Origin of the sequence: Glycomyces artemisiae (genome assembly GCF_003002955.1) — a bacterium.
In the GTDB taxonomy this organism is placed as follows: Bacteria; Actinomycetota; Actinomycetes; order Mycobacteriales; family Micromonosporaceae; genus Glycomyces; species Glycomyces artemisiae.
The window spans coordinates 444,734-467,990 of sequence record NZ_PVTJ01000004.1; the positions used below are offsets into that span (position 1 = coordinate 444,734).

The window sequence follows — 23,257 nt, forward strand, 5'->3', positions numbered from 1 at the left end:
GAGGGAGGCTTGAATATCGGGGGGCCTCGCGCCCCCCATCATTCCGCGTGCCCGCGAACGGGACGCGAGGTCCGCGCCGGGGCGCCGGGCGGGCTACGGTTCGAACACGCTGCGGCGCGGCGGGTTGTCGGTCCCGCGAGGGAGGCTTGAGTATCGGGGGAGCTCGCGCCCCCCGCCAGCCGGGGTGCCCGGGAATCGGCGGGGGCGGTCAGGCGGCTCCGGGTTCGAGGAGGGCGAGGATGCGTTCGATCTCGGGGTCGGTGTCGCGGCCCTCCTGCCAGGCGGCGAGGGCGTCGCGGGCGAGGTCGAGGCGGTGGGTGAGGTGGCCTTCGCGTTCGCGGAGGTCCTTGGTGCGCTCGGAGGTCTGGCGGAGGGCCTGGCCCTGCGCCCACAGGTCGATGAACACCTTGACCTTGGTGCGGAGCATCCACGGGTCGAACGGCTTCGTGATGTAGTCGACGGCGCCGACGGAGTAGCCGCGCATCGCCAGGTGCGCGTCGCGGTCGGCGGCGGTGAGGAAGATGATCGGGGTGTGGCGGGTCTTCTCGCGCTGCTTGATGTGGCGGGCGGTCTCGAAGCCGTCCATGCCGGGCATCTGCGCGTCGAGGAGGATCGCCGCGTAGTCCTCGGAGAGCAGCCGCTTGAGCGCCTCCTCCCCGGAGGTGACCGCGATCGTGTTCACGGGCAGCCCTTGGAGGATCGCCTCAAGGGCGAGGAGGTTCTCGGACCTGTCGTCAACGAGCAGGACGCGGGCGGTGCTCATGCGGTGCCTCCAGAGGTCGGTTCGCCATTGTCGCGCCCGGCGCCGCGGCGGCGGCCCGCGGGTGCCGCGCCGTGTGCGCCGCCCCGCCCCGCGCCGTTCGAGCCGATCCAGTGGGACATGGTGTCCAGCAGCAGGTCGAGGTCCACGGGCTTGGTGAGGTACGCGCTCGCGCCGGCCTCCACGGACTGCTCCCGCTGCTCGGCGAGCGCCTGCGCGGTGAGGAACACGATCGGCAGGTCTGCGAACTGCGGCATGCGCCGGATCACGCGCGTGGTCTCGTTGCCGTCCATGCCCGGCATCATCGAGTCCATGAGGACGATGTCGATGCCCGGGTGCTGCTGGAGCGCGTCGATGCCGTCGGCGCCGTTCTCGGCGTAGTGGACGTCGATGCCGTGCAGCTCCAGGGCCGCGGTCAGCGCGAACACGTTGCGGATGTCGTCGTCGACGATGAGCACGGTCGTCCCCTCCAGGTGCTGCGCCGCCGCGGAGGAGGACGGCGTCTCGGGCGCGCCGGTGAGGATCCCGGGCTCCACCACCGGGACGGGGAGCTCGGCGGGGACGAGCGGCAGCTCGCCGTCGGCGTCGATCTCCACGGGCACCACGAACGTGAACTTGGAGCCGTGGTCGCCGGTGTGCTCGATGAACACGTCGCCGCCGAGGGCGTTCGACAGGGACTTGGAGATCGACAGGCCCAGGCCGGTGCCGCCGAAGTTGCGGCGGGTCGTGCCGTCGGCCTGCTGGAACGGCTCGAAGATGATCGACTTCTTCGCCTCGGCGACGCCGATGCCGGTGTCGATGACGCTCAAGGCGATCCGCTCGGCGGCGGCGTTCAGGTGCGGGGCGTCGAAGCGGAGGTCCGCGGGGACGCGGCGCACCGCGAGCGTGACGGAGCCGACGCGCGTGAACTTCACCGCGTTCGACAGGAGGTTGCGCAGGACCTGCTGGAACTTCTGCCCGTCGGTCTGCATGAGCTGCGGCACGCCCGTGCCGACGTCCACGTTGAACTCCAGGCCCTTGTCCTCGGCCTGGGGCCGGAACGCGGCCTCGATGTCGCCGAGGACCTCCGCGAGGTCCACCGGGTGCACGGACACGACCATGCGCCCGGCCTCGATCTTCGACAGGTCGAGGATGTCGTCGATGAGGGTGAGCAGGTCGGTGCCGGCGTTGTAGATGGTGCGCGCGAACTCGACCTGCCGCTCCGAGAGGTTCCCGTCGGTGTTCTCCGACAGGAGCCGCGCGAGCAGCAGCAGCGAGTTCAGCGGGGTGCGCAGCTCGTGCGAGACGTTCGCGAGGAACTCCGACTTGTACTTCGAGGCCTGCGCGAGCTGGTCGGCCTTCTCCTCGATGTCCTTGCGGGCGGTCTCGACCTCCTCGTTCTTCAGCTCGATGGCCTTGTTCTGCGCCGACAGGAGCTGCGCCTTCTCCTCCAGCTCGACGTTGGTCTCCTGGAGCCGGTTCGACTGGGCGCGCAGCTCCTGCGCCATCCGCTGCGACTCGCGCAGGAGCACCTCGGTGCGGGCGTTGCCCTCGATGGTGGCGAGGGTGACGCCGACGTTCGGCGCGAGCGCGTCGAGGAACCGCTTGTGGAGCCCGGAGTAGGTGTTGAACGAGGCGAACTCGATGACGCCGCGGACCTTGTCGCCGAACTGGACGGGCAGGATGATCAGGTCGGTCGGGGTGGCCTGCCCGAGCCCGGAGGAGATCTCCAGGTAGCCCTCGGGGATGTCGTGCAGGTGGATGGTCCGCTTGGAGGCGGCGGCCTGCCCGACCATGCCCTCGTTGTCCTCGATGAGCTTCTTCTCGCCGGGGTTGGGGTGCCCGTACACGGCGTTGAGCCGGTACGTGACGTGCCCGGCGACGTCCTCGTGGCGCACGTAGAACGTCGACGTCTGCGCGTCGATGAGCGGCGTGACCTCGTCGAGGACCATCCGCGTGACCTCCTCGACGCCGCGGCGGCCCTGGAGGAGCGAGGAGATCCGCGCCAGGTTCGAGTTGAGCCAGTCCGCGTCGGTGTTCTGGCGGGTCTTGTCGCGCAGCGCGGTGATCATCTGGTTGATCGACTCGGTGAGGTCGGCGATCTCGCCCGCGGCCTCGAAGTCCACGGACTGGGTGAGGTCGCCGCGGGCCACGGCGTGGGCGACGTTCGCGATGGCGCGCAGCTGGAGCGTCAGGGTCGCGGCCAGGGAGTTCACGTTGCGGGTCAGGGCGAGCCAGGTGCCGGAGACCCCGGCGACCTCGGCCTGCCCGCCGAGGTTCCCCTCGACGCCGACCTCGCGGGCGACGCGCGTGACCTCCGTGGCGAAGCTCGACAGCTGGTCCACCATCGTGTTCACGGTGTTCTTCATCTCCAGGAACTCGCCCTGGGCGTCGACGGTGATCTGCTGGTTCAGGTCGCCGCGGGCGACCGCGGTGGTGACCTCCGCGATGTTGCGGACCTGGAGCGTCAGGTTCGTCGCCATCGAGTTGACGTTGTCGGTGAGGTCCTTCCACGTGCCCGAGACGCCCGCGACGTTCGCCTGCCCGCCGAGCTGGCCCTCGGTGCCGACCTCGCGCGCGACGCGCGTGACCTCGTCGGCGAAGGACGAGAGCCGGTCGACCATCGCGTTCATCGTCGACTTCAGCTCCAGCATCTCGCCTTGCGCGTCGACGGTGATCTGGCGGCTCAGGTCGCCGCGGGCGATGGCGCTCGCCACCGACGAGATGTTCCGCACCTGGCTGGTCAGGTTGGAGGCCATGGAGTTCACGTTGTCGGTGAGCGCCTCCCAGATCCCGGAGACGCCCTGCACGTTCGCCTGGCCGCCGAGCTTCCCGTCGGTGCCGACCTCGCGGGCCACACGGGTGACCTCGTCGGCGAACTGGGACAGCTGCGCCACCATCGAGTTCATCGTGGACTTCAGTTCGAGCATCTCGCCCTGCGCGTCCACGGTGATCTGCCGGTTCAGGTCGCCGGAGGCGACCGCGGAGGCCACCGACGAGATGTTCCGCACCTGGCTCGTCAGGTTCGCGGCCATGAGGTTGACGTTCTCGGTGAGGTCCTTCCACGTGCCCGAGACGCCCGGCACGTCCGCCTGGCCGCCCAGTCGGCCTTGTGATCCGACTTCACGGGCCACACGGGTGACTTCGTCGGCGAACCGCGACAGCTGGTCGACCATCGTGTTCACGGTCATCTTGACCTCGGCGACCTCGCCCTTGGCGTCGACGGTCATCTTCTGCCCCAGGTCGCCCGCGGCGACGGCGCTGGTGACCTTCGCGATGTTGCGGACCTGCTCGGTGAGGTTCGCGGCGAGCTGGTTCACGTTCTGCGTCAGGTCGCGCCAGGTCCCGGAGACCCCGAACACCTGCGCCTGCCCGCCGAGGCGCCCCTCGGTGCCGACCTCGCGCGCGACGCGCGTGACCTCGTCGGCGAAGTTCGACAGCTGGTCGACCATCGTGTTGACGGTGGTCTTGAGTTCGAGGATCTCGCCCTGCGCGGACACGGCGATCTTCTGGTTCAGGTCGCCGCGCGCGACCGCGCCGGTGACCTTCGCGATGTCGCGGACCTGGTCGGTGAGGCTGGAGGCCATGTCGTTCACCGACTCGGTGAGGTCCTTCCACGTGCCCGAGACGCCCGGCACGTCCGCCTGGCCGCCCAGGCGCCCCTCGGTGCCGACCTCGCGCGCCACACGCGTGACCTCGCCCGCGAACACCTGGAGGGTCTCGGTGAGGGAGTTGATGGTGTCGGCGAGCTCGGCGACCTCGCCGGAGGCCTTGACGGTGATCTTCTGGTTCAGGTCGCCCGAGGCGATCGCCTGCGTCACCGTCGAGATCGACCGCACCTGCTCGGTCAGGTTCGACGCCATGGTGTTCACCGCGTCCGTCAGCGACCGCCACGTGCCCGAGACGCCCTGGACGTCGGCCTGCCCGCCGAGCTGGCCCTCCGTGCCCACCTCGCGCGCGACACGCGTCACCTCGCCGGCGAAGGACCGCAGCAGCCCGACCATGCGGTTGACGGTCTCGCCGAGGCGCCGGAACTCGCCGCGCAGCTGCGTCCCGTCGATCTCCAGGGCCGCCTCCTGCGACAGGTCGCCCGCGGCGACCGCCTCCAGGACCCGCCCCAGCTCGGTCGTGGGCCGCACCAGGTCCTCCACGAGCCGGTTGACGCTCGCGGCGCCCTCGGACCAGCCGCCGTCGAGGTGCTCGATGACGAGCCGGTGGTTCCACGACCCCTCCTGGCCCACCGCGCGGGCGATGAGCGCGAGGTCGCGGGTCTGCCGGTCGGCCTGCTCGACCACCGCGTTGAACCGGTCGACGACCTCCCCGGCCAGGCCCTCCCCGCGCGGCAGACGCACCGAGAAGTCGCCCCGCTCGACGGCGCCCAGCGCATCGGCCAGGCTCCTGAGCAGGTCGGACTCGTCGGTCGGGTTCGCTGTACGGGAAACGGTGTCCGTCATGGCATGGTTCCTCAGCTGCGGAGACAGGCGGCCCTTCCAGGGTGTCACAACCGGGGGGCAAACGTGAAGGCAGGTTACTCAGGGGGAGGTATCCGGTCACGACACGTCACGGGAAGGGGACGCAGCGGGACCCGCCGCGCGCACCCCGCCGGGCCCGGCGGGTTCCCCGCGCGGCACCCTGCGAAACCGCGGCCGTCTCCCCAAGCGGCGCAACGCGGTCGGGCCGCCGCGCGCCCGGGGAGGCCCGCGGCGCCCGCGCGGGGCCGCCCGCCCGTCCAGCGGCAGGTAGACGGCCCCGAACGGGTGCGGCGGGCGCATGGGCGACGGGCATAGACTGGCCCGGTGACGTACCCCGAGAGGGCCGCCCGTCGGCTGCGGCTGCCGGCCGACGACCGCTCCCCCGCCGCAGCCCGCGCCGCCGTGCGCGCGGTCCTCGCCGAGGCCGGGCTCACCGAGCTGCTCGACGAGACCCTGCTGCTCACCACCGAACTCGCGACGAACGGCGTCGTCCACGCCGGGACCGACATCAACCTGACCGTCGCCGCCGACTCGATCGGCGTGCGCGTCACCGTCACCGACTACCGCTCCGGCGGCATCGACCCGCTCGACACCGCCATGCCCGAGGTCACCGCGGAGGGCGGGCGCGGCCTGCTCCTGGTCGACCGGTTCGCGTCCTCGTGGGGGACCACCCACGACCAGACCGGCAAGTCGATCTGGTTCCGCATCGACCGCGACCCGGACGCGCCCCCGGCGCCGCGCCCGGCCCCCGACGACGGCGGCGAGAGCGAACCCGACCTGGGGCAGCTCGCCGCGCTCCTCACCGTCGCCCCCGCGCTCCAGTCCCGCCTCCCGGTCGACCAGATCGTCACCGAGCTGCTCGCCCGCTGCCACGACGCGACCGGCGCCGACGGCGGCGCCATCGAGTACGACGCCGGGGACGGCACCGGCGCGCAGGTCATCGCCAAGTTCGGGGACGTCGGCGCGCCCGCGGTCACCGCCTCGCTGCCGCTCACCGCGCCCGCGAACGGCCGCCTCGTCCTCGCCGGGGACCCGAAGCCGTCGTGGCGGCCCCTCGCCGACCTCGTCGCCGAGCGCGTCGCCCTCGCCGTCCAGATCGACCGGATGCGCACCGACGAGCAGCGCCGCTCCGGGTGGCTCACGTACCTCGCCGAGGCCGGGGAGCTCCTCGCGCACTCCCTCGAAGAGCACCTCACCGTCGCGCTCATCCCGCAGCTCGTCGTCCCCCAGCTGGGCCGGTGGGCCGCCGTCAGCCTCACCGGCGACGGCGCGGGCCTGCGCCTCGCCGCCCTCACCCACGTCGAGGAGGGCGAGCTGGAGCACCTGCGCGCCCGCCTCGAAGCCGCCGCCGAGCCGCTCGGCGCCGCGCTCACCACCGACGGGTGGACCGGCATGGAGCTGCCCGTCCCCCGCGGCCTCGACGCGATCGCCGTGCCCCTGTCGGCGCGGGGCGCGACCATCGGCGTCCTCACCGTCGGCCGCCACGCCGACCGGCACCACTCCTCCGAGGAGCGCGCCGTCATCGCCGACCTCGCGAAGCGCTCCGCGCTCGCCCTCGACAACGCCCGCATCCACGCGGAGCGCCAGGCTGTCGCCCACGAGCTCCAGGCCGCGCTCATGCCCGGGTCGCTCCCCGACGTCGCCGGGGTCTCCTTCGCCGCCGAGTACCTGCCCGCGACCGCCCGGCGCCTGCCCGGGTCCGGGCCCGGGCCCGTCGTCGGCACCGAGGTCGGCGGCGACTTCTACGACGCCACCGAGCTGCCCGACCACCGGCTGTGGGTCGCGATCGGCGACGTGTGCGGGAAGGGCGCGCAGGCCGCGGCCGTCACCGGCGTCGTCCGGGACGTGCTGCGGGTCATGGCCCGCGACGGCCGCCCCCTCCCGCGCGCCCTCGAACTGCTCAACGCGACCCTCCTGGAGCAGCCCGGGGACCTCCGCTACGCGACCATCGCCTCCGCGCTCCTCGACCGCGACCGGGCCGGGTCGGTCACCGCGACGCTGTGCCTGTCCGGGCACGAGCGGCCGCTGCTGCTGCGCGCCGCCGGGGGGATCGAGTGGGTCGGGCGCGAGGGCACCGCTGTCGGCCTGTTCCCCGACGTGAAGGTGAACCCCGAGGACGTGCGCCTCGACGCGGGCGACGCGCTCGTGTTCTTCACCGACGGCGTCACCGAGCGCCGCGACGGCGCCGCCATGTTCGGCCACGAGCGCATCGAGCGGGCCGTGCGCGGCGCCGCGGGCAAGAGCGCCCGCCAGATCGCCACGGCGCTCCTGGAGGCCGTCGAGGCGTTCTCCCCCGAGTCGCCCCGCGACGACATCGCCATCCTCGTCGTCCGCTGCGACCCCGAGTAGGCCCGAGTCCCCAAGGCACGGAAAAGGCCCCGCGGCTCCGGCCGCGGGGCCTGAAGACCGTCGGACCCCTAGTGCAGGATCGTCGTGGCGCCGTAGTACGAGTTGCCGTGGTCGATCGACACGACCTTCACGTACGTGGAGGAGTTCGGGGCGTGCACGATCAGGCCGTTGCCGATGTACATGCCGACGTGCGCCAGGTTGTTGTAGAAGACCAGGTCGCCCGGTTGGAGCTCGTCGCGGCTGATGCTCGCGGTCTGGCTGTACTGGGCGGCGGCGTTGTGCGGCAGGTTGATGCCGATCTGCGCGTACGCGCCGAGGATGAGGCCCGAGCAGTCCCAGTTGTCGGGACCGGCGGCGCCCCACACGTACCAGTCGCCGCGCTGCGCGAGCGCGTAGTTGACGACCGTGAGCTGGTCGTCGGTCATGTGCGGGAGGTCGAACTCGTTGACGGCGTCGCCGGCGACGGTCTGCCACTCCTCGTTGAGCTCGTCGATCCGCTCGGTGAGCTCGTCGGCCTTGACCTCAAGGGCCTCCTTGTCGGCGGCCATGTCGGTCTGGAGGTCGTTGAGGAGGTCGAGCTGCGTCGTGTACTCCTCGGAGGCGGCGCGCAGCTCGTCCATCAGCTCGAAGTTGTACAGGTTCGCCGAGTTGAGGCGGTCCATGCGCTCCACGAACGCGTCGGGGGAGCCCGAGTCGAGCAGCATCGCCGCGTCCCCGATCCCCTGGTCCACGTACGCCGACTGGATGTACGCGGAGAGCTGGTCGCGCAGGGAGTCCAGGTTCGTCTCGGCGTCTTCGAGGTAGACCTCGGTCTCCTCGATGAGGTGCTCGTTGTCCTCGATCTCCTGCACCAGCTGGTTGTACTCGTCGACGGCGGCGGCGAGGTCCTCGTCGGTCTGCTCGATCTCGTCGTTGACGTCGCCGGTGTCGCGCTGCGCGAACGCGGGCGCGGAGGCGGCGGTGGAGACCAGGAGCCCGCCGATCACGGCGGCGGAAGTCCACTTGCGGCGGACGGACGAGTGCTTCACGAGGAGGGTGCTCCTTCGGGATTCGGGAGGTCGGGAGGCGACCGGGGCTACCGAGGGCGGGGCCGGCCGCGCGGCGGCCCGGCGAGGCCAGACATGAGCCTAGCGCGGCCAATTCGCCGCCGGAAGACCCCGGTAGTGACAAATTCGCAGCGTAACGGCACTCCCACCGGAGGTGTGTCGCTCCTGTGAGTTGCCTGGGAATTGCTACGATGGGGCCATGGCCTTCACGTCGTGTCCCCGTCGCCGCTGTCACCAGCGCTGACCCGCCCCCGGGCGGCTCGGCGCGCCCAGACACCGACAACCGTTCCGACGCACCGAAGGTCCATTCCGCACATGCGCACGCCCGCCATGATCTCCGCCGCACCCGCCGTCCTCGGCACCGACCGCCTCGAAGCGCTCGCCGGGTTCTACGCCGCGAACCTCACCCTCAACCCCCGCTTCACCAAGGCCAGCCGCTGGGCCCGCCGCGTCCTCGCCGGACCCGACCACGAGGCCTGGCTCCTCGCCTGGCTCCCCGGCCAGGGCACCGAACTCCACGACCACGGCGGCGTCGCCCGCCCCGCCGCCGCAGCGGTCGCCGTCGTCTCCGGCCGCCTCACCGAGTACACCGTCACCCCCGGCGACTTCCCCGGCCTCCGCCGCCAGCCGCTGACGGCAGGGGACGTCACCGCCGTCGACGACCGCACCGTCCACGCCATGCGCAACGACTCCCCCGAACCCGCCGTCAGCCTCCACGTCTACTCGCCCGGCCTCGAAGCGATGCGCACCTACCTCCTCGACGAAACCGGCCTCGCCCCCTCCCGCATCAAACGCGCAGGCGAAGACTGGTAGCGCCCGCGGGCACGCCGACAGGCGGGGGGCGCGAGCTCCCCCGATACTCAAGCCTCCCTCGCGGGTCCGACACTCCCGCAGCGCATTACGTCCCGCCGAAACCCGCTTACGCGCGGGCCGCGCCCAGCACCGCGCCCACCGCGCCCGGCAAGGCGCGCGCCACATCGGAGGCCGTCACCGTCCGGTGCCCGGCCGAGGCGATCCCGCCCGCGCGGCCGTGCAGGAACGCCGCCGCCACCGCCGCCCGCACCCCGTCCATCCCGGACGCCAGCAGCGAGGCCATGAACCCCGCGAGCACGTCCCCGGACCCCGCGGTCGCCAGCTGCGGCCGCCCCGTCGGGTTCGCCCACACCGCGCCGTCGCTCGACGCGACCACCGTGTGATGCCCCTTCAGCAGCACCGTGCAGTTGAGCCGCTTCGCCAGCGCCGCCGCGGCGGCGCCGCGGTCCTCGCTCGGCGGCGAGCCGTACAGCCGCTCGTACTCGCGGTCGTGCGGCGTGAGCACCACCGGCGCCTCCCGCCGCGACAGCACCGACGGGTACTCCCCGATCAGCGTCAGCGCATCCGCGTCCAGCACCGCGGGCGCGGGCGACACGAGCACCGACCGCAGCTCCCCGAGCGCGGCCTCGTCGGTCCCGAACCCGGGCCCGGCCAGCCACGCCTGCACCCGCCCGGCCTCCTTCACCGTCGGCGTGCACACCACCTCGGGGTGGCTGCGCCGCACGAACTCCGACGCCCCGCCCGCGTACCTGACGTACCCGGCGGGGCCCGCGAGCGCGCCCGCGGTCGACAGGACCGCCGCGCCCGGGTACCGGTCGGAGCCGGCCGCGACGCCGACGACGCCCCGCGTGTACTTGTCGTCGTCGGGGCCCGGCCGGTGCCACCACCGGGCGATGTCCGCCTCGTCGGCGACCCTCACGGCCGGGTTCGGGTCGAGGTGCGGGGCCAGTCCGATGTCGACGAGGACGAGCCGCCCGGTGAGCAGCGCGGCGCGGCCGAGCACGTGGCAGGGCTTGCGGGAGCCGAACGCGACGGTGGTGTCGGCGGTGACGGCGCTGGCGGGGACGGCGCCGGTGTCGACGTCCACGCCGGAGGGGACGTCAACGGCGACAACGGTTCCGGCGTCGATGCGGGCGAGCTGGTCGATGGCGCGGCCGGGCAGGCCGGGGCGGCCGCCGATGCCGAGGACGCCGTCGAGGAGGAGGTCGCAGCGGCGGGGCGGCTCGGCGACGAGGCGCCCGCCCGCGCGGGTGAGCGCGGCGGCGGCGACGGGGTGGACGCGCCCGCCCATGACGGGGACGGCGAAGACGCGGGCGCCGCGGCGAGCGAGGCGGGCGGCGGCGAACAGCGCGTCGCCGCCGTTGTCGCCGGGCCCGGCGAGGACGATCACGGTGGCGCCGTAGACGCCCGCGCGCCCGGTCCGGGTGGATCGCTGCTCTTTCAGGATGGCGGCGCATTCGGCGGCGAGGCCGGCCGCGGCGCGCTGCATGAGGGTCCCCGGCGGGAGCGTCGCCATCAGCTGGGCTTCCGCGCGGCGGACCGCCGCTGCCGTCCATGCACCGTCCATGGCTGTTCCTCTCCGGAACGTCGTTGGCCGTCAGGCCGTCTCGGCGATCACCACCGCTGTCGCTATACCGCCATCATGCGACAGCGAGACGTGCCAGCGCGAGACGCCACGCTGTGCGGCGACGGCGGCCACCGATCCGGTGATGGTGAGGGAGGGGCGGCCGTCGGGTTCGGAGAGCACTTGGCAGTCGGCCCAGCGCATTCCGCCGGGGGCGCCGAGGGCTTTCGCGACGGCCTCCTTGGCGGCGAAGCGGGCGGCGAGGGACTCGGTGCGGCGTCGGCGCCCGTCGGGGGCGCTGCGCTCGGCCTCGGTGAAGAGCTTGTCGGCGACGTGCGGGGTCCGTTCGAGTACGCGCTCGAACCGGTCCACGGCTACGACGTCTATGCCCACGGCGACGATCACCCGTCAAGAGTGCCACGGGATCGGGCGTCCCGCCCCTGTTCGGGCGGGTTCATCCGCGAGCGTGGGGGTCTGTCGCGGGGCCGGTTGTGGACGGTGCGGGACCGTCTGGGGCCGTTCGGTGTCGGGCGTCAGGCCGGTCGGGGCGGGGGAGGGCCCGGCCGCTGGTGCGGCCGGGCCCTTGTGGCGCAAGGGGTCTAGCAGATGCTCGGCTCGTACCAGGAGCACTCCCAGTCGGCGGGGAGCTCCTCGGCGGGTTCGGCGATCTCCTCGGCCTCGGCGGCGAACGCGGCGATCTCGGACTCGGTGGCGTCGGCGCCGTGCGAGGCGATGGCGACGGCGATCTGGTCTTCGAGGCCCTTCACGGAGCTGGTGAGGTAGTCGTTGAACATGATCGCGAAGACGAGTTCGCGCCCGTCGGCGTCGGTGACGTACCCGGCGAGCGCCGAGACGGAGGTCATCGAGCCGGTCTTGGCGCGGACGTTCCCGGCGGCTTCGGTGCCGCACATGCGGCTGGCGAGGGTGCCGTCGACGCAGGCGACGGGGAGCGACGCCTGGTAGGTGTCGAACCAGGTCGCGTCCTGGGCGCCGATGAGGAGGTCGGTGAGCATGTCGGGGGTGAGCTCGTCGAAGCGGGACATGCCGGAGCCGTCGACCTGGCGGATCGGGCCGGTGTCGACGCCGTAGTCCTCGATGGCGCCGTAGACGCCGGCCTTGCCGGACGCGAAGGTGCCCTGGCCGGTCTGGGCGAGCCCGACGGCCTTGAAGAACGCCTCGGCGTACAGGTTGTTCGAGGGCTTGAGCAGGTCGTCGGTGAGGGCGGCGAGCGTCTCGGAGTCGTGGGTGGCGAGGACTTCGCCGCCCTGCGGGGTGGTCTCGTGGAGGCGGATGCCGCCGGTGAGGTCGATGCCCTCGTCGGCGAGGGCGTCGGCGAAGACGTCGGCGACGAGTCCGGCCGGGTCGATGACGGAGCGGGTCGCGTAGGTGCCGGAGGTTCCGGCGGCGACGGTGCCGGAGACGCGGATGGTGTTCGAGTGCTCGTCGCGGTTGACGGCGACGTTGTTGGTGGTGCCGGTGGTGGCGGTGCTCTCGATGGTCACGTAGTCGGTCTCGGGGACCGTGGTGACGACGGCGGGGGCGCCGGCGCTCGCGCCGGGCTTGACGAAGACGCGGACGGTGCCGGAGAAGTGGTCGGTGCCCGAGCCGATGGTGAGGGCGGAGATCTCGCTGGCGGAGGTGTACTGGAGGTCGCCCCAGGCCCATTCGTCGCCGTGCCGGGCCGCGTCGAACGCGGTGTCGTCGGCGACGAGGTCGCCGTCGACGGTGGACACGCCGGCGGCGGCGAGGTCGGCGGCGAGGGCCGCGAAGTCGGCTTGGAGGAGCGACGGGTCGCCGGAGCCGCGGAGGTAGAGGTCGCCGGAGACGACGCCGTCGACGGGGCGGTCGCCGAGGACGTCGGTGGTGAACACGTGGTCCTCGCCGAGGACGTCGAGCGCGCCCGCGACGGTGGAGAGCTTGTTGGCGGAGGCGGGGACGGCCCGCTGGTTGCCGTGGTGGTCGTAGACGACTTCGCCGGTATCGGCGTCCTTGACGATGATGCTCGACTGGGAGTCGGTGAGCTTGGGGTCCTGGAGGATCGCGTCGATCGCGGCGGCGAGCGCCTCGTTGCCGGTCTCCTGGGCCTGTGCGACTGTCGTGGCCGCGAGGGTGATGGCGCCGGCGGCCGTGACCGCCACGGCGCCTGAGATCAGGGTGCGTTTTTTCACCCCGCGAGCATAAACGCTGCGCACGTCTTGCGGGAGTTCGCACGGAAGTGTCCAATATCGCCCTGATGCCGGGCAACCGAAGCGGCGGCGGGGGCGTGACAGCCCCCGCCGCCGGTGTCGAAACGTGTTGCGGCGCTTCGCGACCGCGCTTTACTCCACCGTCACGGATTTGGCGAGGTTGCGCGGCTGGTCGATGTCGCGGCCCAGGGCGGTGGCGAGCTCGGCGGCGAACTCCTGGAGCGGGACGGCGGTGAGCAGCGGCGCGAGGAGCGTCGGGGACGCGGGCGTCTCGATGACGTGGTCGGCGTGGACGGCGGTGATCTTGTCGCCCTCCTCGCAGACCGCGATCACCTTGGCGCCGCGGGCCTTCACCTCCTGGATGTTGGAGATGATCTTGTCGTGCAGGAGGGACCGGCCCCGCGGGCTGGGGACGATCGCGATGACGGGCGTCCCGGCCTCGATGAGGGAGATCGGGCCGTGCTTGAGCTCGCCGGCGGCGAAGCCCTCGGCGTGCAGGTACGCGAGCTCCTTGAGCTTGAGCGCGCCTTCGAGGGCGACGGGGTAGCCGACGTGGCGGCCGATGAACAGCACGCGCTCGCCGCTGGCGGCGCATTCGCGGGCCATCTCGCGGACGGGGTCGAGGTGCTCGATGACCTTGGCGATCTTGCCGGGGGCGGCGACGAGCTCGTCGAGGATCGCGGAGACCTCGTCGGCGTACTTGATGCCGCGGACCTGCGCGAGGTGCAGGCCGACGAGGTAGCAGGCGGCGAGCTGCGTCAGGAACGCCTTCGTGGAGGCGACGGCGACTTCGATGCCCGCGCGCGTGTACAGCACGGCGTCGGACTCGCGGGGGATCGTGGACCCGACGGTGTTGGAGATGGAGAGGACGCGGGCCTTCTGGTCCTTCGCGTGCCGCACGGCCATGAGCGTGTCCATGGTCTCGCCGGACTGGGAGATCGCGACGACGAGCGTGGAGCGGTCGAGGACGGGGTCCCTGTAGCGGAACTCGGAGGCGAGCTCGACCTCGCAGGGGATGCGCGTCCAGTGCTCGATGGCGTACTTGGTGACGAGCCCGGCGTGGTAGGAGGTGCCGCACGCGACGATGAAGACCTTGTCGATGTCGCGGAAGTCCTGGTCGGACATGCGGACCTCGTCGAGGACGATCTGCCCGGACTCGTCGATGCGGCCGCGGAGCGTGTCGGCGACGGCCTGCGGCTGCTCGTGGATCTCCTTGGCCATGAACGTGTCGTAGCCGCCCTTCTCGGCGGCGGCGATGTCCCAGTCGACGCTGAACGGCTTGCCCTCGGACGGCCGGCCGTCGAACCCGGAGACGGTGGCGCCGTCGCGGTTGATCGTGACGATCTGGTCCTGGCCCAGCTCGATCGCGTCGGTCGTGTAGGCGATGAACGCGGCGACGTCGGAGGCGAGGAAGTACTCGTCCTCGCCGAGGCCGACGACGAGCGGGGAGTTGCGGCGGGCGCCCACGACGGTGTCGGGGTCGTCGGCGGCGACCGCGAGGAGCGTGAACGCGCCTTCGAGGCGGCGGCAGACGCGGGCCATGGCGGCGGTGAGGTCGCCGTCGACGCCGTACTCGGCGCCGAGGAGGTGGGCCGCGACCTCGGTGTCGGTGTCGGAGAGGAACTCGACGCCGCCGGTTTCGAGCTCGGCGCGCAGCTGCCCGAAGTTCTCGATGATGCCGTTGTGGATCAGGGCGATGCGGCCGTCGTGCGAGCGGTGGGGGTGCGCGTTGCGGTCGGAGGGCACGCCGTGCGTGGCCCAGCGGGTGTGGCCGATGCCGCACGTGGACTCGGGCAGCGGGTGGTCGGCGAGGGCCGCTTCGAGGTTCGCGAGCTTCCCGGCGCGCTTGTCGGCCTCGATGCGGCCGTCGGCCGACACGAGCGCGACGCCCGCGGAGTCGTAGCCGCGGTATTCGAGACGGCGCAGGCCGTCCAGCACGACGTCGACGGCGCTGCGGCGGCCGACGTATCCAACGATTCCACACATGCGAGAAACCCTACCGCAGTTTCGCGCATCACTCGTGCGTGGTTCATCGGTAATCGATCACACAGTCTGATCATTATTGCCGTTCGCCGCGGCGTCGCGCGTCGTTCACCCCCCGGTCGCGCAGCGTTCGCCGCGGCCGGGGGCGCGCCTCCGGCACGGGTCGGGAGGCCGCGCGCCCGCGGGACCGCCCTCCTATGAGACGCCCTCCTACGAGATGACGGCGATGCTGCGGGTCCCGTCCTCGTCGACGTAGCTGATGGCCGCGCCGCTGGCGGCGGCGCTGATCTGCGCGTCGTGGCACCAGTCCGCGGGCACCGCGGTCCCCTCGGTCCCGGCCGCGGGGAGCGCGACCTCGACGGCCTCGCCCGCGGCGACCTCGTACAGGCGGCAGTCGGGCCGGGTCGGGTCGAGCGACTCGTCGGCGGCGAGCACGGCCCGGTTGTCGGGCAGCACGGTGCCCCAGCCGCGCGCGACCTCCGGGTCGAGCGGCGTGTAGCCCAGGCGCACGGACTTCTTGTAGAGCCGCTCGCCGGTGTCGGCGTCGTAGGCCATGACGCCCAGCCAGGAGCCCTCGCGGTCCTTCGCCGTGTAGCACTCGATGATCTGCACGGTGCGCCGCTCGGCCTTGGGGACGTCGGCGCGGGCCTCGCCCCCGGCGACCACCCCCGAGGCGGTCGCGGCGGACGGCTGCGACAGGTGCAGGGTCCCGCCGCACGCCGAGGAGTTCGTGGACCCGAACGACTGGTCCTTCACCTGCCAGCGCTCGGCGCCGTCGTCGAGGCCGTAGGCGATGAGCCGGTGCTCGAAGCGGCGCGCGGAGAACGGGCCGTCGGTGACGCGGTGCTCGATGCGGCTGTCGATGAGGACGGTGTCGCCGGAGACGAGGAACGAGTCGGGGACGACCTCGGCGGCCTTGTCGACCTCCTGCTCCCAGGCGGTGGCGCCGTCGTCGAGGTCGAAGGCGAGGACGTAGTCGCGGGCGACGGGCCGGTCGGGCGCGGGCACGCACTTGGCGAGGAGGGCGACGCGGCCCCCGGCGACCTGGGCGGCGTTCCCTTCGCAGCCGGGCGGCATCTCGGCGTCCCACAGGAGGTTCCCGCCGAAGTCGTAGACGTGGAAGACCTCGCTGCCGTCCTCGGCGAACAGGAGCCGGTCGTCGGCGAGGGCGAGGAGGGCGCCGGGGGAGCCGTCGAACCCGGCGGTGGCGACCTCTTCGCCGTCGCGGGTGCGCAGGACGCGGACCTGGAAGTCGCCGCGGTCGTCGGCGCGGGGGCCGGTGAGGGCGACGAGGTCCTGCGGGTGGGAGAGGACGGGCGGCTGGGCGGCGAGCCAGTTCCAGCGGCGGTGGTACCAGACGGCGGCGCCGGTGGCGGGGTCGAGCATGGTGACGGCCTGCGGCGTCGGGTCGGCGGGGTGGTCGGTGCGCAGGAGCCCGTAGGGGGTGTCGGTGAAGCGCTCGACGCCGGCGAGCGCGGCGAGGCCGTCGAGGCCGGCCTCGTTGACGGCGGTGTCGCCGGTGCGCACGTCCTGGTTGGCGAGTTCGGCCCAGCGCTGCATGGCGGGGGCGAGGGCGGCGGCGAGGAGCACGACCACGGCGACGGCGAACACGCCGACCTTGCGGCGCATGGACTTCGGGGGGCGGGCGCGCCCGCCCGCGTAGCCTTCGACGACGAATTCGGAGAGGGCGAGGAGGCCGCCGCCGAGGACGCCGAAGCCGTACGCGAGGGCGGCGACCCCGGCGCGGTGGGTGATGAACTGGCCGGGCCCGGCCTCGGGCATGGACGAGTAGACGGCCCATCCGGCTGCGGCGGCGAACACAGCGGTGGCGAGCGCGGCGATGATGATGCGCAGGCCGGTGTGGGCGGCGGCGGTGGTGATGACGGCGGCGGCGATGAGCACGGACGCGACGGTGCCGATGATCATGTACACGCCGGAGGACCCGGTGCTGGTCGCGCCGGTCCCGAACGACGCCCAGACGAGGAGCACGGCCCAGCATGCGAGCGCGGTGATCCCGGCGGCGCGGAGGAAGACGCGGGCGAGCGGGCGCCCGTTCCTGGGCGCGCGCGGCGGCGCCGCGTCGGTGCTGGAGCGGCCGGCGCCGGAAGCGTTGTGGGACATGCCCTCTTTCTACCGGTCACCGGCCGCCCGATCCGGGCTTTCGCGCAGATCGCGAGCGGGTTTCTCCCTTGAGGGCAGCCTGAATGGCGATCGGCCCACTGGGCCCCCCGGTCGCAACCCTGACACGGGGGTCCGACACTTCCTGGATCGCCGTTCGGAGCCGCGGACTTCAGGGCAGCGGCAGAGCCGGGGACAGCGGAATCGCGGGCCCCCGGTTCAACACCCTGACACGGGGGTCCGACAGTCGGGCAGGCCCCGTCCGGCGGTCAGCCGCCGAGGGGGGCCGCCGCCATGGGGGTGTAGTGCGGCTGGACGCCGGTCGGGGCCTTGCCGAAGTCGGACTTGTAGAGGACGAGCTCGCCCGCGGTCCAGCTGGGGCCGTAGTAGCGGCGGAGGGTGAGGAGGTCCTGGGCGGCCTGCTGGTTGGTGACGCGGTCGCCGGGGCGGGCGAGGGTCACGTGGGGGCGGTACTGCTTCTGGTCGACCGGGAGGTCCGCGGCGATGAGGCCGGCGCGGATGCGGTGGACGAGGTCGACGAGGGCGGCGACGTCGCCGTCCAGGCCGGCGTAGACCACCGAGTAGCGGCCGCGGCCGAAGCGCCCGCCGCCGGAGACGCACAGCCGCATCGGCGCGGACTCGCGCGCGGCGGCGGCGACGGCCTCGGCGGCCTCGGCGCAGCGGGCGGCGGGGACGTCGCCGAGGAAGGCGAGCGTGAGGTGCCAGTTCTCGGACCGGACCAGGCGGCCGCCGGTCGCGGGCCTGCGGCCCGCGGCGCCGGGGCGGCTGGGGGCGCCGCGGCGCGCGATGTTGAGGTCGGAGACGACTTCGGCGAGATCGGCGACGGCGTTGTCGGGAAGCGGAAGCGCAGCGAAGAGGCGCTCGGTCCGTACCTGGGGTGCGGCCTGTACGGCCGCGGTGGCGGAGGCACTCACTGGATTCCCTCCAGGGGCTCTACTCGGGATCGGTGACCCGCGCCTGCGTCGAGCGGTGTGTCGGCGCGACGTGGTCGAGGGCTGTCACGATGTGCCTATCCTCGCAGCAACTTCCGACGTTCATTCAGTGAAATCCCATTGGACGGGACAGTAATTTCGCGGAAGTAACGTTCGAGTTGACTCCTGAGACCCCAGAGCCGCAGGAGGTTCGGGGCGATTGCGGCGAAGTCGGGCACCACGCGAATCCACACGGATCACTCTGGTTCACCTGCTGGGATTCACCGATACGGGACGTCACACCCCTTGTGGAGGCTCCTGCCCCTTACGGCATGGCCTTGCCGCCGAGCGCGGCCGCGCGGCGGCGCACCTGCGCCCGCTTGGCGAGCGCGACGGCCGCGGGCGTCGCGACCGCGATGAGGCCGCCGAGCCACAGGCCCGCTCGGGCGCCGTACTGCTCCATGAACCAGCCGACGATCGGCGCGAACACGGCCGTGGAGCCGAGGAACACGAGCATGTACAGGCTCAGCACGCGGCCGCGGAAGTCGGCGCGCACGCCCATCTGGACGCGCTGGTTCGCGGCCTGCGCGTAGTAGACCATCGCGAACCCGGTGGGCGCCAGGAGCGCCATCGCCGACCACAGCGAGGGCGCGAGGCCGACGGCGAACGTGCCGACGCCCAGGAGCGACGACGACAGGAGCATCGTGTTCAGCGTGGGCCGCCCGGAGCGGCGGCCGGAGGCGAGGGACCCGGCGAGCGCGCCGACCGCGAGCGCGGTCAGGAGCAGGCCGTAGGAGTCGGCGCCGGTGCGGAACTCGGTGCGCGCCAGCATGGACAGGGTCAGCGCGAAGTTGAACGTGAAGCCCGAGACCAGGAGCGAGACGACGAGGACCGCGATGATGTCGGGCCGGGCGCCCGCGTAGCGCAGGGCCTCGCGGATGCCGCCGGAGTCGGCGCGGCGGTGCACGGGGTTGGAGAGGCTGCGGCGCAGCAGGACCGCGCAGGCCGCGGCCGGGCCGAGCGCGAGCACGGCGCAGGCGACGATCACGGTGCCCGTCGAGGTGACGGCGATGAGGACGCCCGCGAGGGCGGGCCCGGCGATGCGGCTGGTGTTGAAGATGGCGCTGCCGAGGCCGACGGCGTTGGGGAGCGCTTCGAGTTCGACGATCTCGGAATAGAACGCCTGGCGGGCCGGGCCTTCGACGACGGCGACGGACCCGAACGCGAACATGCCGAGGTAGACCATCCACAGTTCGATGTGGCCGGTGAACACGACGGCGCCGAGGACCGCGATGACCGCGGAGGAGGCGAGGGAGCAGAAGAGGAGGACGCGGCGCTTGTCGAAGCTGTCGGCGATCTTCCCGCCGTGGAGGCCGAAGAGGAGGTAGGGGCCGAACTGGAGCGCGAGGGTCCAGCCGAGGGCGGTCCCGGAGTTCCCGGAGAGTTCGAGCACGAGCCAGGAGACGGCGGTCGTCTGGAGCCAGAACGCGAGGGTGCCGACGAGCTGCCCGGCGGCGTACACCCGGAAGGCGGGGTAGGCGAGGGCTCTGAACGTGTGGCGCAGCTGGCCGAGGAGGACCGGAGACATCGCATTCAAGTGTATTTACTTACCGGTCGGCAAGCCAGTAAGTGAGACCGATTTCTCTCGTCCGCGACGCAAAGCGGCGGGGCGGGCCCGGAGGCCCGCCCCGCCGCGGAAGCGAGGTGCGCTGAGCGCCTAGTCCTTGCCGGCGGACCCGAAGAGGACGTCGTCCCAGCCCGGCAGCTGGTTGCGCGGCTTCGACCCGGCCGCCGCGAGCGGCGGGACGTTCAGGTCGTCGTCGGCGACGGTCCGCTTGTTCGGGCGGAGCACCGCGAGCGAGGGGACCTCGGGGGTCTCCCGCTGCTCGGGCGCGGTCGTCCCGGGCAGGCCGAGCTGCGAAGTGCGCTTGCCGCGCCCGCCGACGTCGTCGAGCGGGCGCTCCAGGACCTCCCGGAGGCGGTCGCGGCGCAGCGGGTCGGGCCGGGCGTCGTCGTCGCGATCCTGCAGGCCGTGCATCGGGTCGCGCGAGGGCCGCACCGGGTCGCCGGGGCGCACGCCGAGGTCGCTCGGGGCGTCCTTCGGGGCCGCGACCTGCGTCGGCAGCGGCGTCGAGAGGAACTGCGCCATCTCGTCGTCGGGCGTGACGGTCTGGCGGGCCCGGTCGAGCTTCCAGCGGGCGCGCGCGGTGGTCTTCCCGGAGGACCAGGACGCCTGGACGAGCCAGGAGCCGTCCTCGGTGCGCCACGCGTCCCACGACACGGCCTCGGGGTCGACCCCGTGGGTGCCGAGCTTCACGTCGACGACGTTCGACATGCGCTCGCCGCGCTCCGAAGTCGCCAGCCGCGAGCGGCGGGCGGCCTGGGCGAGCATGGCGCGCTCCTGGAGGACCGGCCCGGCGTAGCGGAGCACCCGGTCGACCGCGACCTGCGCGGAGGCGGCGATGTCCTCGGCGGACTCGCCCGCGCGGATGCGGGTCTGGATGTCGCGCGGCGACAGGTTGACGGCGGCGGGGCGCTGCGGGACGGGGCGGCTCGCGGCGGCGGGCTTGGACGGCGGGGCGTCCACTTTGGCCCGGATGGCGCTGCCGCCCTCGGGGACGTCGACGACCGCGGCGACCCGCTCGTCGAGCGGGAGGGCCAGCAGGCGGCCGAGTTCGTCGGCGAGCACGAGCGCATGACCGTCCTCAGAGAGGGCTACGAACCGTACCGGCCTCATGCCTTCCACCCCTCGTGTCTTCGTCAGCGCCGCATTGCCAGCTCATCCGAGCGTACGCCCAACCCTACCGGCGGACCACAACCGGCGGGGTGCCTATAAGCGATCGCGGCGGCGCGACCCCCGGCGGTGTCCGTCCGCGGCAACGCGATGCCGACTCGCGTCGGCGTGACCGATTGTCGCGGGGACTGTCGCAGCGTACATTGGCAGCGTGTCCACCGACGGAAGTTCCCAGCCCCCGGCCGCGTCAGCGTCCGGCTCGTCGGCGAACCCCCGCGCCGCCTACCACCGGGTGAAGAAGACCCCCGAGCTGCCGGCGGCCGAGGCCGTACGGCTGCGCATGACGCCGATCGCCGTCGCCGGGACTCTGGTGTGGACGGTCGCGCTGATCCTGACCCAGCTGTTCCGCGAGCAGCTCGCGGACTCGGGGAGGGAGTGGTGGGGCGCGTGCGCGCTCACCGGCGTCGTCATCGGCCTGCTCGGGACGGCCGCGATGGTCGTCGCCGACCGGCGCCACTTCGGCGGCGACCGGAAGGGCTGAAGGCCCGGCGGGACCCGCTAGAGGATCTCGGAGCCCTCGTCGTCGTAGACGATCTCGGACTTCTCCACGCCCTGCGGGGTGGTGTCGACGAACTCGCTGATCTGCGAGTGCGCACCGCAGCCGTGGTCGGCGGAGACGACGCGGGCGTCCTCCGAGGAGTACAGGTTCGCGCAGGCGCCGAACGCGAGGCGCATCGACCCGGCGAGCGGCAGGAAGAACCCGCAGGTGCCGCAGCGGGCGGGCGCGGGCGCGGCCTCGGCGATCGGGGCGGTGGGGCCGCGGTCGCCGTCGTACCAGCGCTGCGCGGTCTCGGCGCGGCCCTCGCGGTTCATGACGCGCTCGCGGCCCAGGCCGAGCTCGAAAGCGATGTCCTCGACGGCGTCGTCGTCGGAGAGCTGGTAGGCGGGCATGAGGCGGTCGTCGTCGTCCTCGGTGGGGAGGACCTCGCCGGTGCCGACCTCGCCGCCTTCGAGGCGGTCGGCCCACGGCACCCACGCGGGGGCGCGGAGCGCGTCGGGGCCCGGCAGGAGCGCGGTCTCGGAGACGGTGGCAACGCGGGCGCGCGGGGCGCGGGTGAGCACGACGGCCCAGCGCCAGCCGCGGTAGCCCGGGAGGGTGCACTCGAAGTAGTGGGTGACGACCCGCTCCGACTCGGCCTCGACGCTCAGGTGCTCCCCGATCCCGTCCCCGGCCTCCTCGGCGGCCTCGCGGGCGAGGTCGACGGCATCGGCGAGCGCCTTGTCCAGACGCGGCTTGCGGGCGCGGGCGGTCTTGGCGGCGGCGGAAGTGGTGGAGCTGTCAGGCACGCCCTCAAGCATAGGTCAGCTCGCGCCCGCACCCGGCGGACGGTGCGGCCGCGAGGGAGCGGGATGCGCCACACCTGCGCGGTGGACGGGCCGGAAATGTCGTACCCCGGAGGGACGCTGGAAACCGGGGGCCCTTACCCAGAGGTCAACCTCGGGCTGCCCTCGGACCCGGAGCACGGACCGCCGCGCGCGGTCGTGCCGTGCGGGTGAGGGTTCGGCCGTCCGAGTCCGCGAGAGCGGGCCGCCGCGCGAGCGGACGGGCGCAGGCCGACCTCGGACCGCCCGCGGGATCGCTGCGGCGGGCGCCACGGTCCGTGCGGCGGCCGGAGCGGGGGCGGGGCCGGTACCGTTTCAGGCATGCGAATACTCGTCGTGTGCGCGGTCGCCGAGGAGGCCCAGGCCGTCGAGGCCGGGCGCTCGCTCCGCCACGAGCTGGACATCCTCGTCTGCGGCGTCGGCCCGGCCGCGGCCGCCGCCTCCACCGCGCGGACCATCGCCGAGAACAGCCACATGGGCCGCGCCTACGACGTCGTCGTCAACGCGGGCATCTGCGGGGCGTTCCAGGGCCGCGCGAAGATCGGCGACGTGCTCATCGCCACCGACTCCGTCCACGCCGAGCTCGGCGTGAACCTCCCGTGGCGGTTCCAGCCGATCGACGAGATCGGGTTCGGCACCAACCGGATCGGCTGCAACACGGTCCTGACCGTCGCCGTCGAGGGCGTGCGCGGCGAGATCCTCACCCTCGCGTCGATCACCGGCTCCGACGGGCAGGCCGCGAACCTCGCCCACCGGTACCCCGACGCGGTCGGGGAGGCCATGGAGGGCTTCGGCGTCGCGACCGCCGCCCAGCACGCGGGCCTGCCGTTCGCGGAGATCCGCACCGTCTCCAACTTCGTCGGCGACCGCGACGTCGAGAAATGGGACTGGGGCTCGGCCCTGAAGTCCCTCACCGGCGCGATCAGGGAGCTGTAGGC

At 72.9% G+C, this 23,257-nt stretch carries 16 protein-coding genes; 4 read left to right on the forward strand and 12 right to left on the reverse strand.

What is annotated here, in order from left to right:
• Nucleotides 1-208: 208 nt before the first annotated feature.
• Nucleotides 209-763, reverse strand: a complete 555-nt coding sequence (locus B0I28_RS13385; protein ID WP_106364320.1) for a response regulator — start codon at nt 761-763, stop codon at nt 209-211.
• Nucleotides 760-5,193, reverse strand: coding sequence for a HAMP domain-containing protein (locus B0I28_RS13390; RefSeq protein ID WP_106364321.1), 4,434 nt, complete (start codon nt 5,191-5,193; stop codon nt 760-762). The genes B0I28_RS13385 and B0I28_RS13390 overlap by 4 nt, the downstream gene beginning before the upstream one ends.
• Nucleotides 5,194-5,535: 342 nt before the next feature.
• On the opposite strand from B0I28_RS13390, the gene B0I28_RS13395 reads away from it, so the two are divergent.
• Nucleotides 5,536-7,560: a SpoIIE family protein phosphatase gene (locus B0I28_RS13395; RefSeq protein WP_106364322.1), complete on the forward strand. Its 2,025-nt coding sequence runs from the start codon at nt 5,536-5,538 to the stop codon at nt 7,558-7,560.
• A gap of 68 nt (nt 7,561-7,628) precedes the next feature.
• On the opposite strand, the gene B0I28_RS13400 is transcribed toward B0I28_RS13395, so the two are convergent.
• Nucleotides 7,629-8,588 carry a C40 family peptidase gene (locus B0I28_RS13400; RefSeq protein ID WP_146148090.1) on the reverse strand — a complete coding sequence of 320 codons (960 nt, stop codon included), beginning with the start codon at nt 8,586-8,588 and terminating at the stop codon, nt 7,629-7,631.
• Nucleotides 8,589-8,921: 333 nt separating this feature from the next.
• Here B0I28_RS13400 and B0I28_RS13405 point away from each other — a divergent pair, with 333 nt between their 5' ends.
• Nucleotides 8,922-9,419, forward strand: a complete 498-nt coding sequence (locus tag B0I28_RS13405) for a cysteine dioxygenase (RefSeq protein ID WP_106364323.1) — start codon at nt 8,922-8,924, stop codon at nt 9,417-9,419.
• A gap of 106 nt (nt 9,420-9,525) precedes the next feature.
• Here the strand turns inward: B0I28_RS13405 and B0I28_RS13410 are convergent, their stop codons facing one another.
• The 8 genes from B0I28_RS13410 to sepH all read right to left on the reverse strand — a co-directional run bounded on the left by B0I28_RS13410 (nt 9,526) and on the right by sepH (nt 20,939).
• Nucleotides 9,526-10,986, reverse strand: a complete 1,461-nt coding sequence (locus B0I28_RS13410) for an NAD(P)H-hydrate dehydratase (RefSeq protein ID WP_106364324.1) — start codon at nt 10,984-10,986, stop codon at nt 9,526-9,528.
• Nucleotides 10,987-11,016: 30 nt separating this feature from the next.
• Nucleotides 11,017-11,388 carry a holo-ACP synthase gene (locus B0I28_RS13415; protein ID WP_106364325.1) on the reverse strand — a complete coding sequence of 124 codons (372 nt, stop codon included), beginning with the start codon at nt 11,386-11,388 and terminating at the stop codon, nt 11,017-11,019.
• Nucleotides 11,389-11,582: 194 nt separating this feature from the next.
• Nucleotides 11,583-13,151: a D-alanyl-D-alanine carboxypeptidase/D-alanyl-D-alanine endopeptidase gene (dacB, locus tag B0I28_RS13420; protein WP_181245777.1), complete on the reverse strand. Its 1,569-nt coding sequence runs from the start codon at nt 13,149-13,151 to the stop codon at nt 11,583-11,585.
• Between the two features lie 150 nt (nt 13,152-13,301).
• Complete coding sequence (gene glmS / locus B0I28_RS13425; protein ID WP_106364327.1) at nt 13,302-15,155, reverse strand: glutamine--fructose-6-phosphate transaminase (isomerizing); 1,854 nt, start codon at nt 15,153-15,155, stop codon at nt 13,302-13,304.
• A gap of 207 nt (nt 15,156-15,362) precedes the next feature.
• Nucleotides 15,363-17,273 (reverse strand): outer membrane protein assembly factor BamB family protein, encoded by a 1,911-nt coding sequence (locus tag B0I28_RS13430; RefSeq protein ID WP_106364328.1) that lies wholly within the window; start codon nt 17,271-17,273, stop codon nt 15,363-15,365.
• Between the two features lie 266 nt (nt 17,274-17,539).
• Entirely contained in the window at nt 17,540-18,205 is a 666-nt protein-coding gene (gene thpR, locus B0I28_RS13435) for an RNA 2',3'-cyclic phosphodiesterase (RefSeq protein WP_181245778.1), read from the reverse strand.
• A 322-nt stretch (nt 18,206-18,527) separates the two neighbouring features.
• Entirely contained in the window at nt 18,528-19,790 is a 1,263-nt protein-coding gene (locus tag B0I28_RS13440) for an MFS transporter (RefSeq protein WP_106364330.1), read from the reverse strand.
• Nucleotides 19,791-19,919: 129 nt separating this feature from the next.
• A complete protein-coding gene (sepH, locus tag B0I28_RS13445) occupies nt 19,920-20,939 on the reverse strand; it encodes a septation protein SepH (protein WP_106364383.1) in 1,020 nt (339 codons plus the stop codon).
• 208 nt (nt 20,940-21,147) lie between these two features.
• On the opposite strand from sepH, the gene B0I28_RS13450 reads away from it, so the two are divergent.
• On the forward strand, nt 21,148-21,477 hold the full coding sequence (locus tag B0I28_RS13450) for a DUF2530 domain-containing protein (RefSeq protein ID WP_106364331.1): 330 nt from the start codon (nt 21,148-21,150) through the stop codon (nt 21,475-21,477).
• A 17-nt stretch (nt 21,478-21,494) separates the two neighbouring features.
• Here B0I28_RS13450 and B0I28_RS13455 read toward each other — a convergent pair whose 3' ends face one another.
• Complete coding sequence (locus tag B0I28_RS13455; RefSeq protein ID WP_219926738.1) at nt 21,495-22,283, reverse strand: DUF3027 domain-containing protein; 789 nt, start codon at nt 22,281-22,283, stop codon at nt 21,495-21,497.
• Between the two features lie 357 nt (nt 22,284-22,640).
• Between B0I28_RS13455 and mqnB the strand changes: the two genes are divergently transcribed.
• Complete coding sequence (gene mqnB / locus B0I28_RS13460) at nt 22,641-23,255, forward strand: futalosine hydrolase (protein ID WP_106364333.1); 615 nt, start codon at nt 22,641-22,643, stop codon at nt 23,253-23,255.
• The last annotated feature ends 2 nt before the right edge of the window (nt 23,256-23,257 follow it).

Bases quoted from the DNA above. Each gene is read 5' to 3' on its own strand.
- B0I28_RS13385 (WP_106364320.1), bottom strand. From the start codon at position 763: ATGAGCACCGCCCGCGTCCTGCTCGTTGACGACAGGTCCGAGAACCTC.
- B0I28_RS13390 (WP_106364321.1), bottom strand. From the start codon at position 5,193: ATGACGGACACCGTTTCCCGTACAGCGAACCCGACCGACGAGTCCGAC.
- B0I28_RS13405 (WP_106364323.1), top strand. From the start codon at position 8,922: ATGCGCACGCCCGCCATGATCTCCGCCGCACCCGCCGTCCTCGGCACC.
- B0I28_RS13410 (WP_106364324.1), bottom strand. From the start codon at position 10,986: ATGGACGGTGCATGGACGGCAGCGGCGGTCCGCCGCGCGGAAGCCCAG.
- glmS (WP_106364327.1), bottom strand. From the start codon at position 15,155: ATGTGTGGAATCGTTGGATACGTCGGCCGCCGCAGCGCCGTCGACGTC.
- B0I28_RS13430 (WP_106364328.1), bottom strand. From the start codon at position 17,273: ATGTCCCACAACGCTTCCGGCGCCGGCCGCTCCAGCACCGACGCGGCG.
- B0I28_RS13440 (WP_106364330.1), bottom strand. From the start codon at position 19,790: ATGTCTCCGGTCCTCCTCGGCCAGCTGCGCCACACGTTCAGAGCCCTC.
- sepH (WP_106364383.1), bottom strand. From the start codon at position 20,939: ATGAGGCCGGTACGGTTCGTAGCCCTCTCTGAGGACGGTCATGCGCTC.
- mqnB (WP_106364333.1), top strand. From the start codon at position 22,641: ATGCGAATACTCGTCGTGTGCGCGGTCGCCGAGGAGGCCCAGGCCGTC.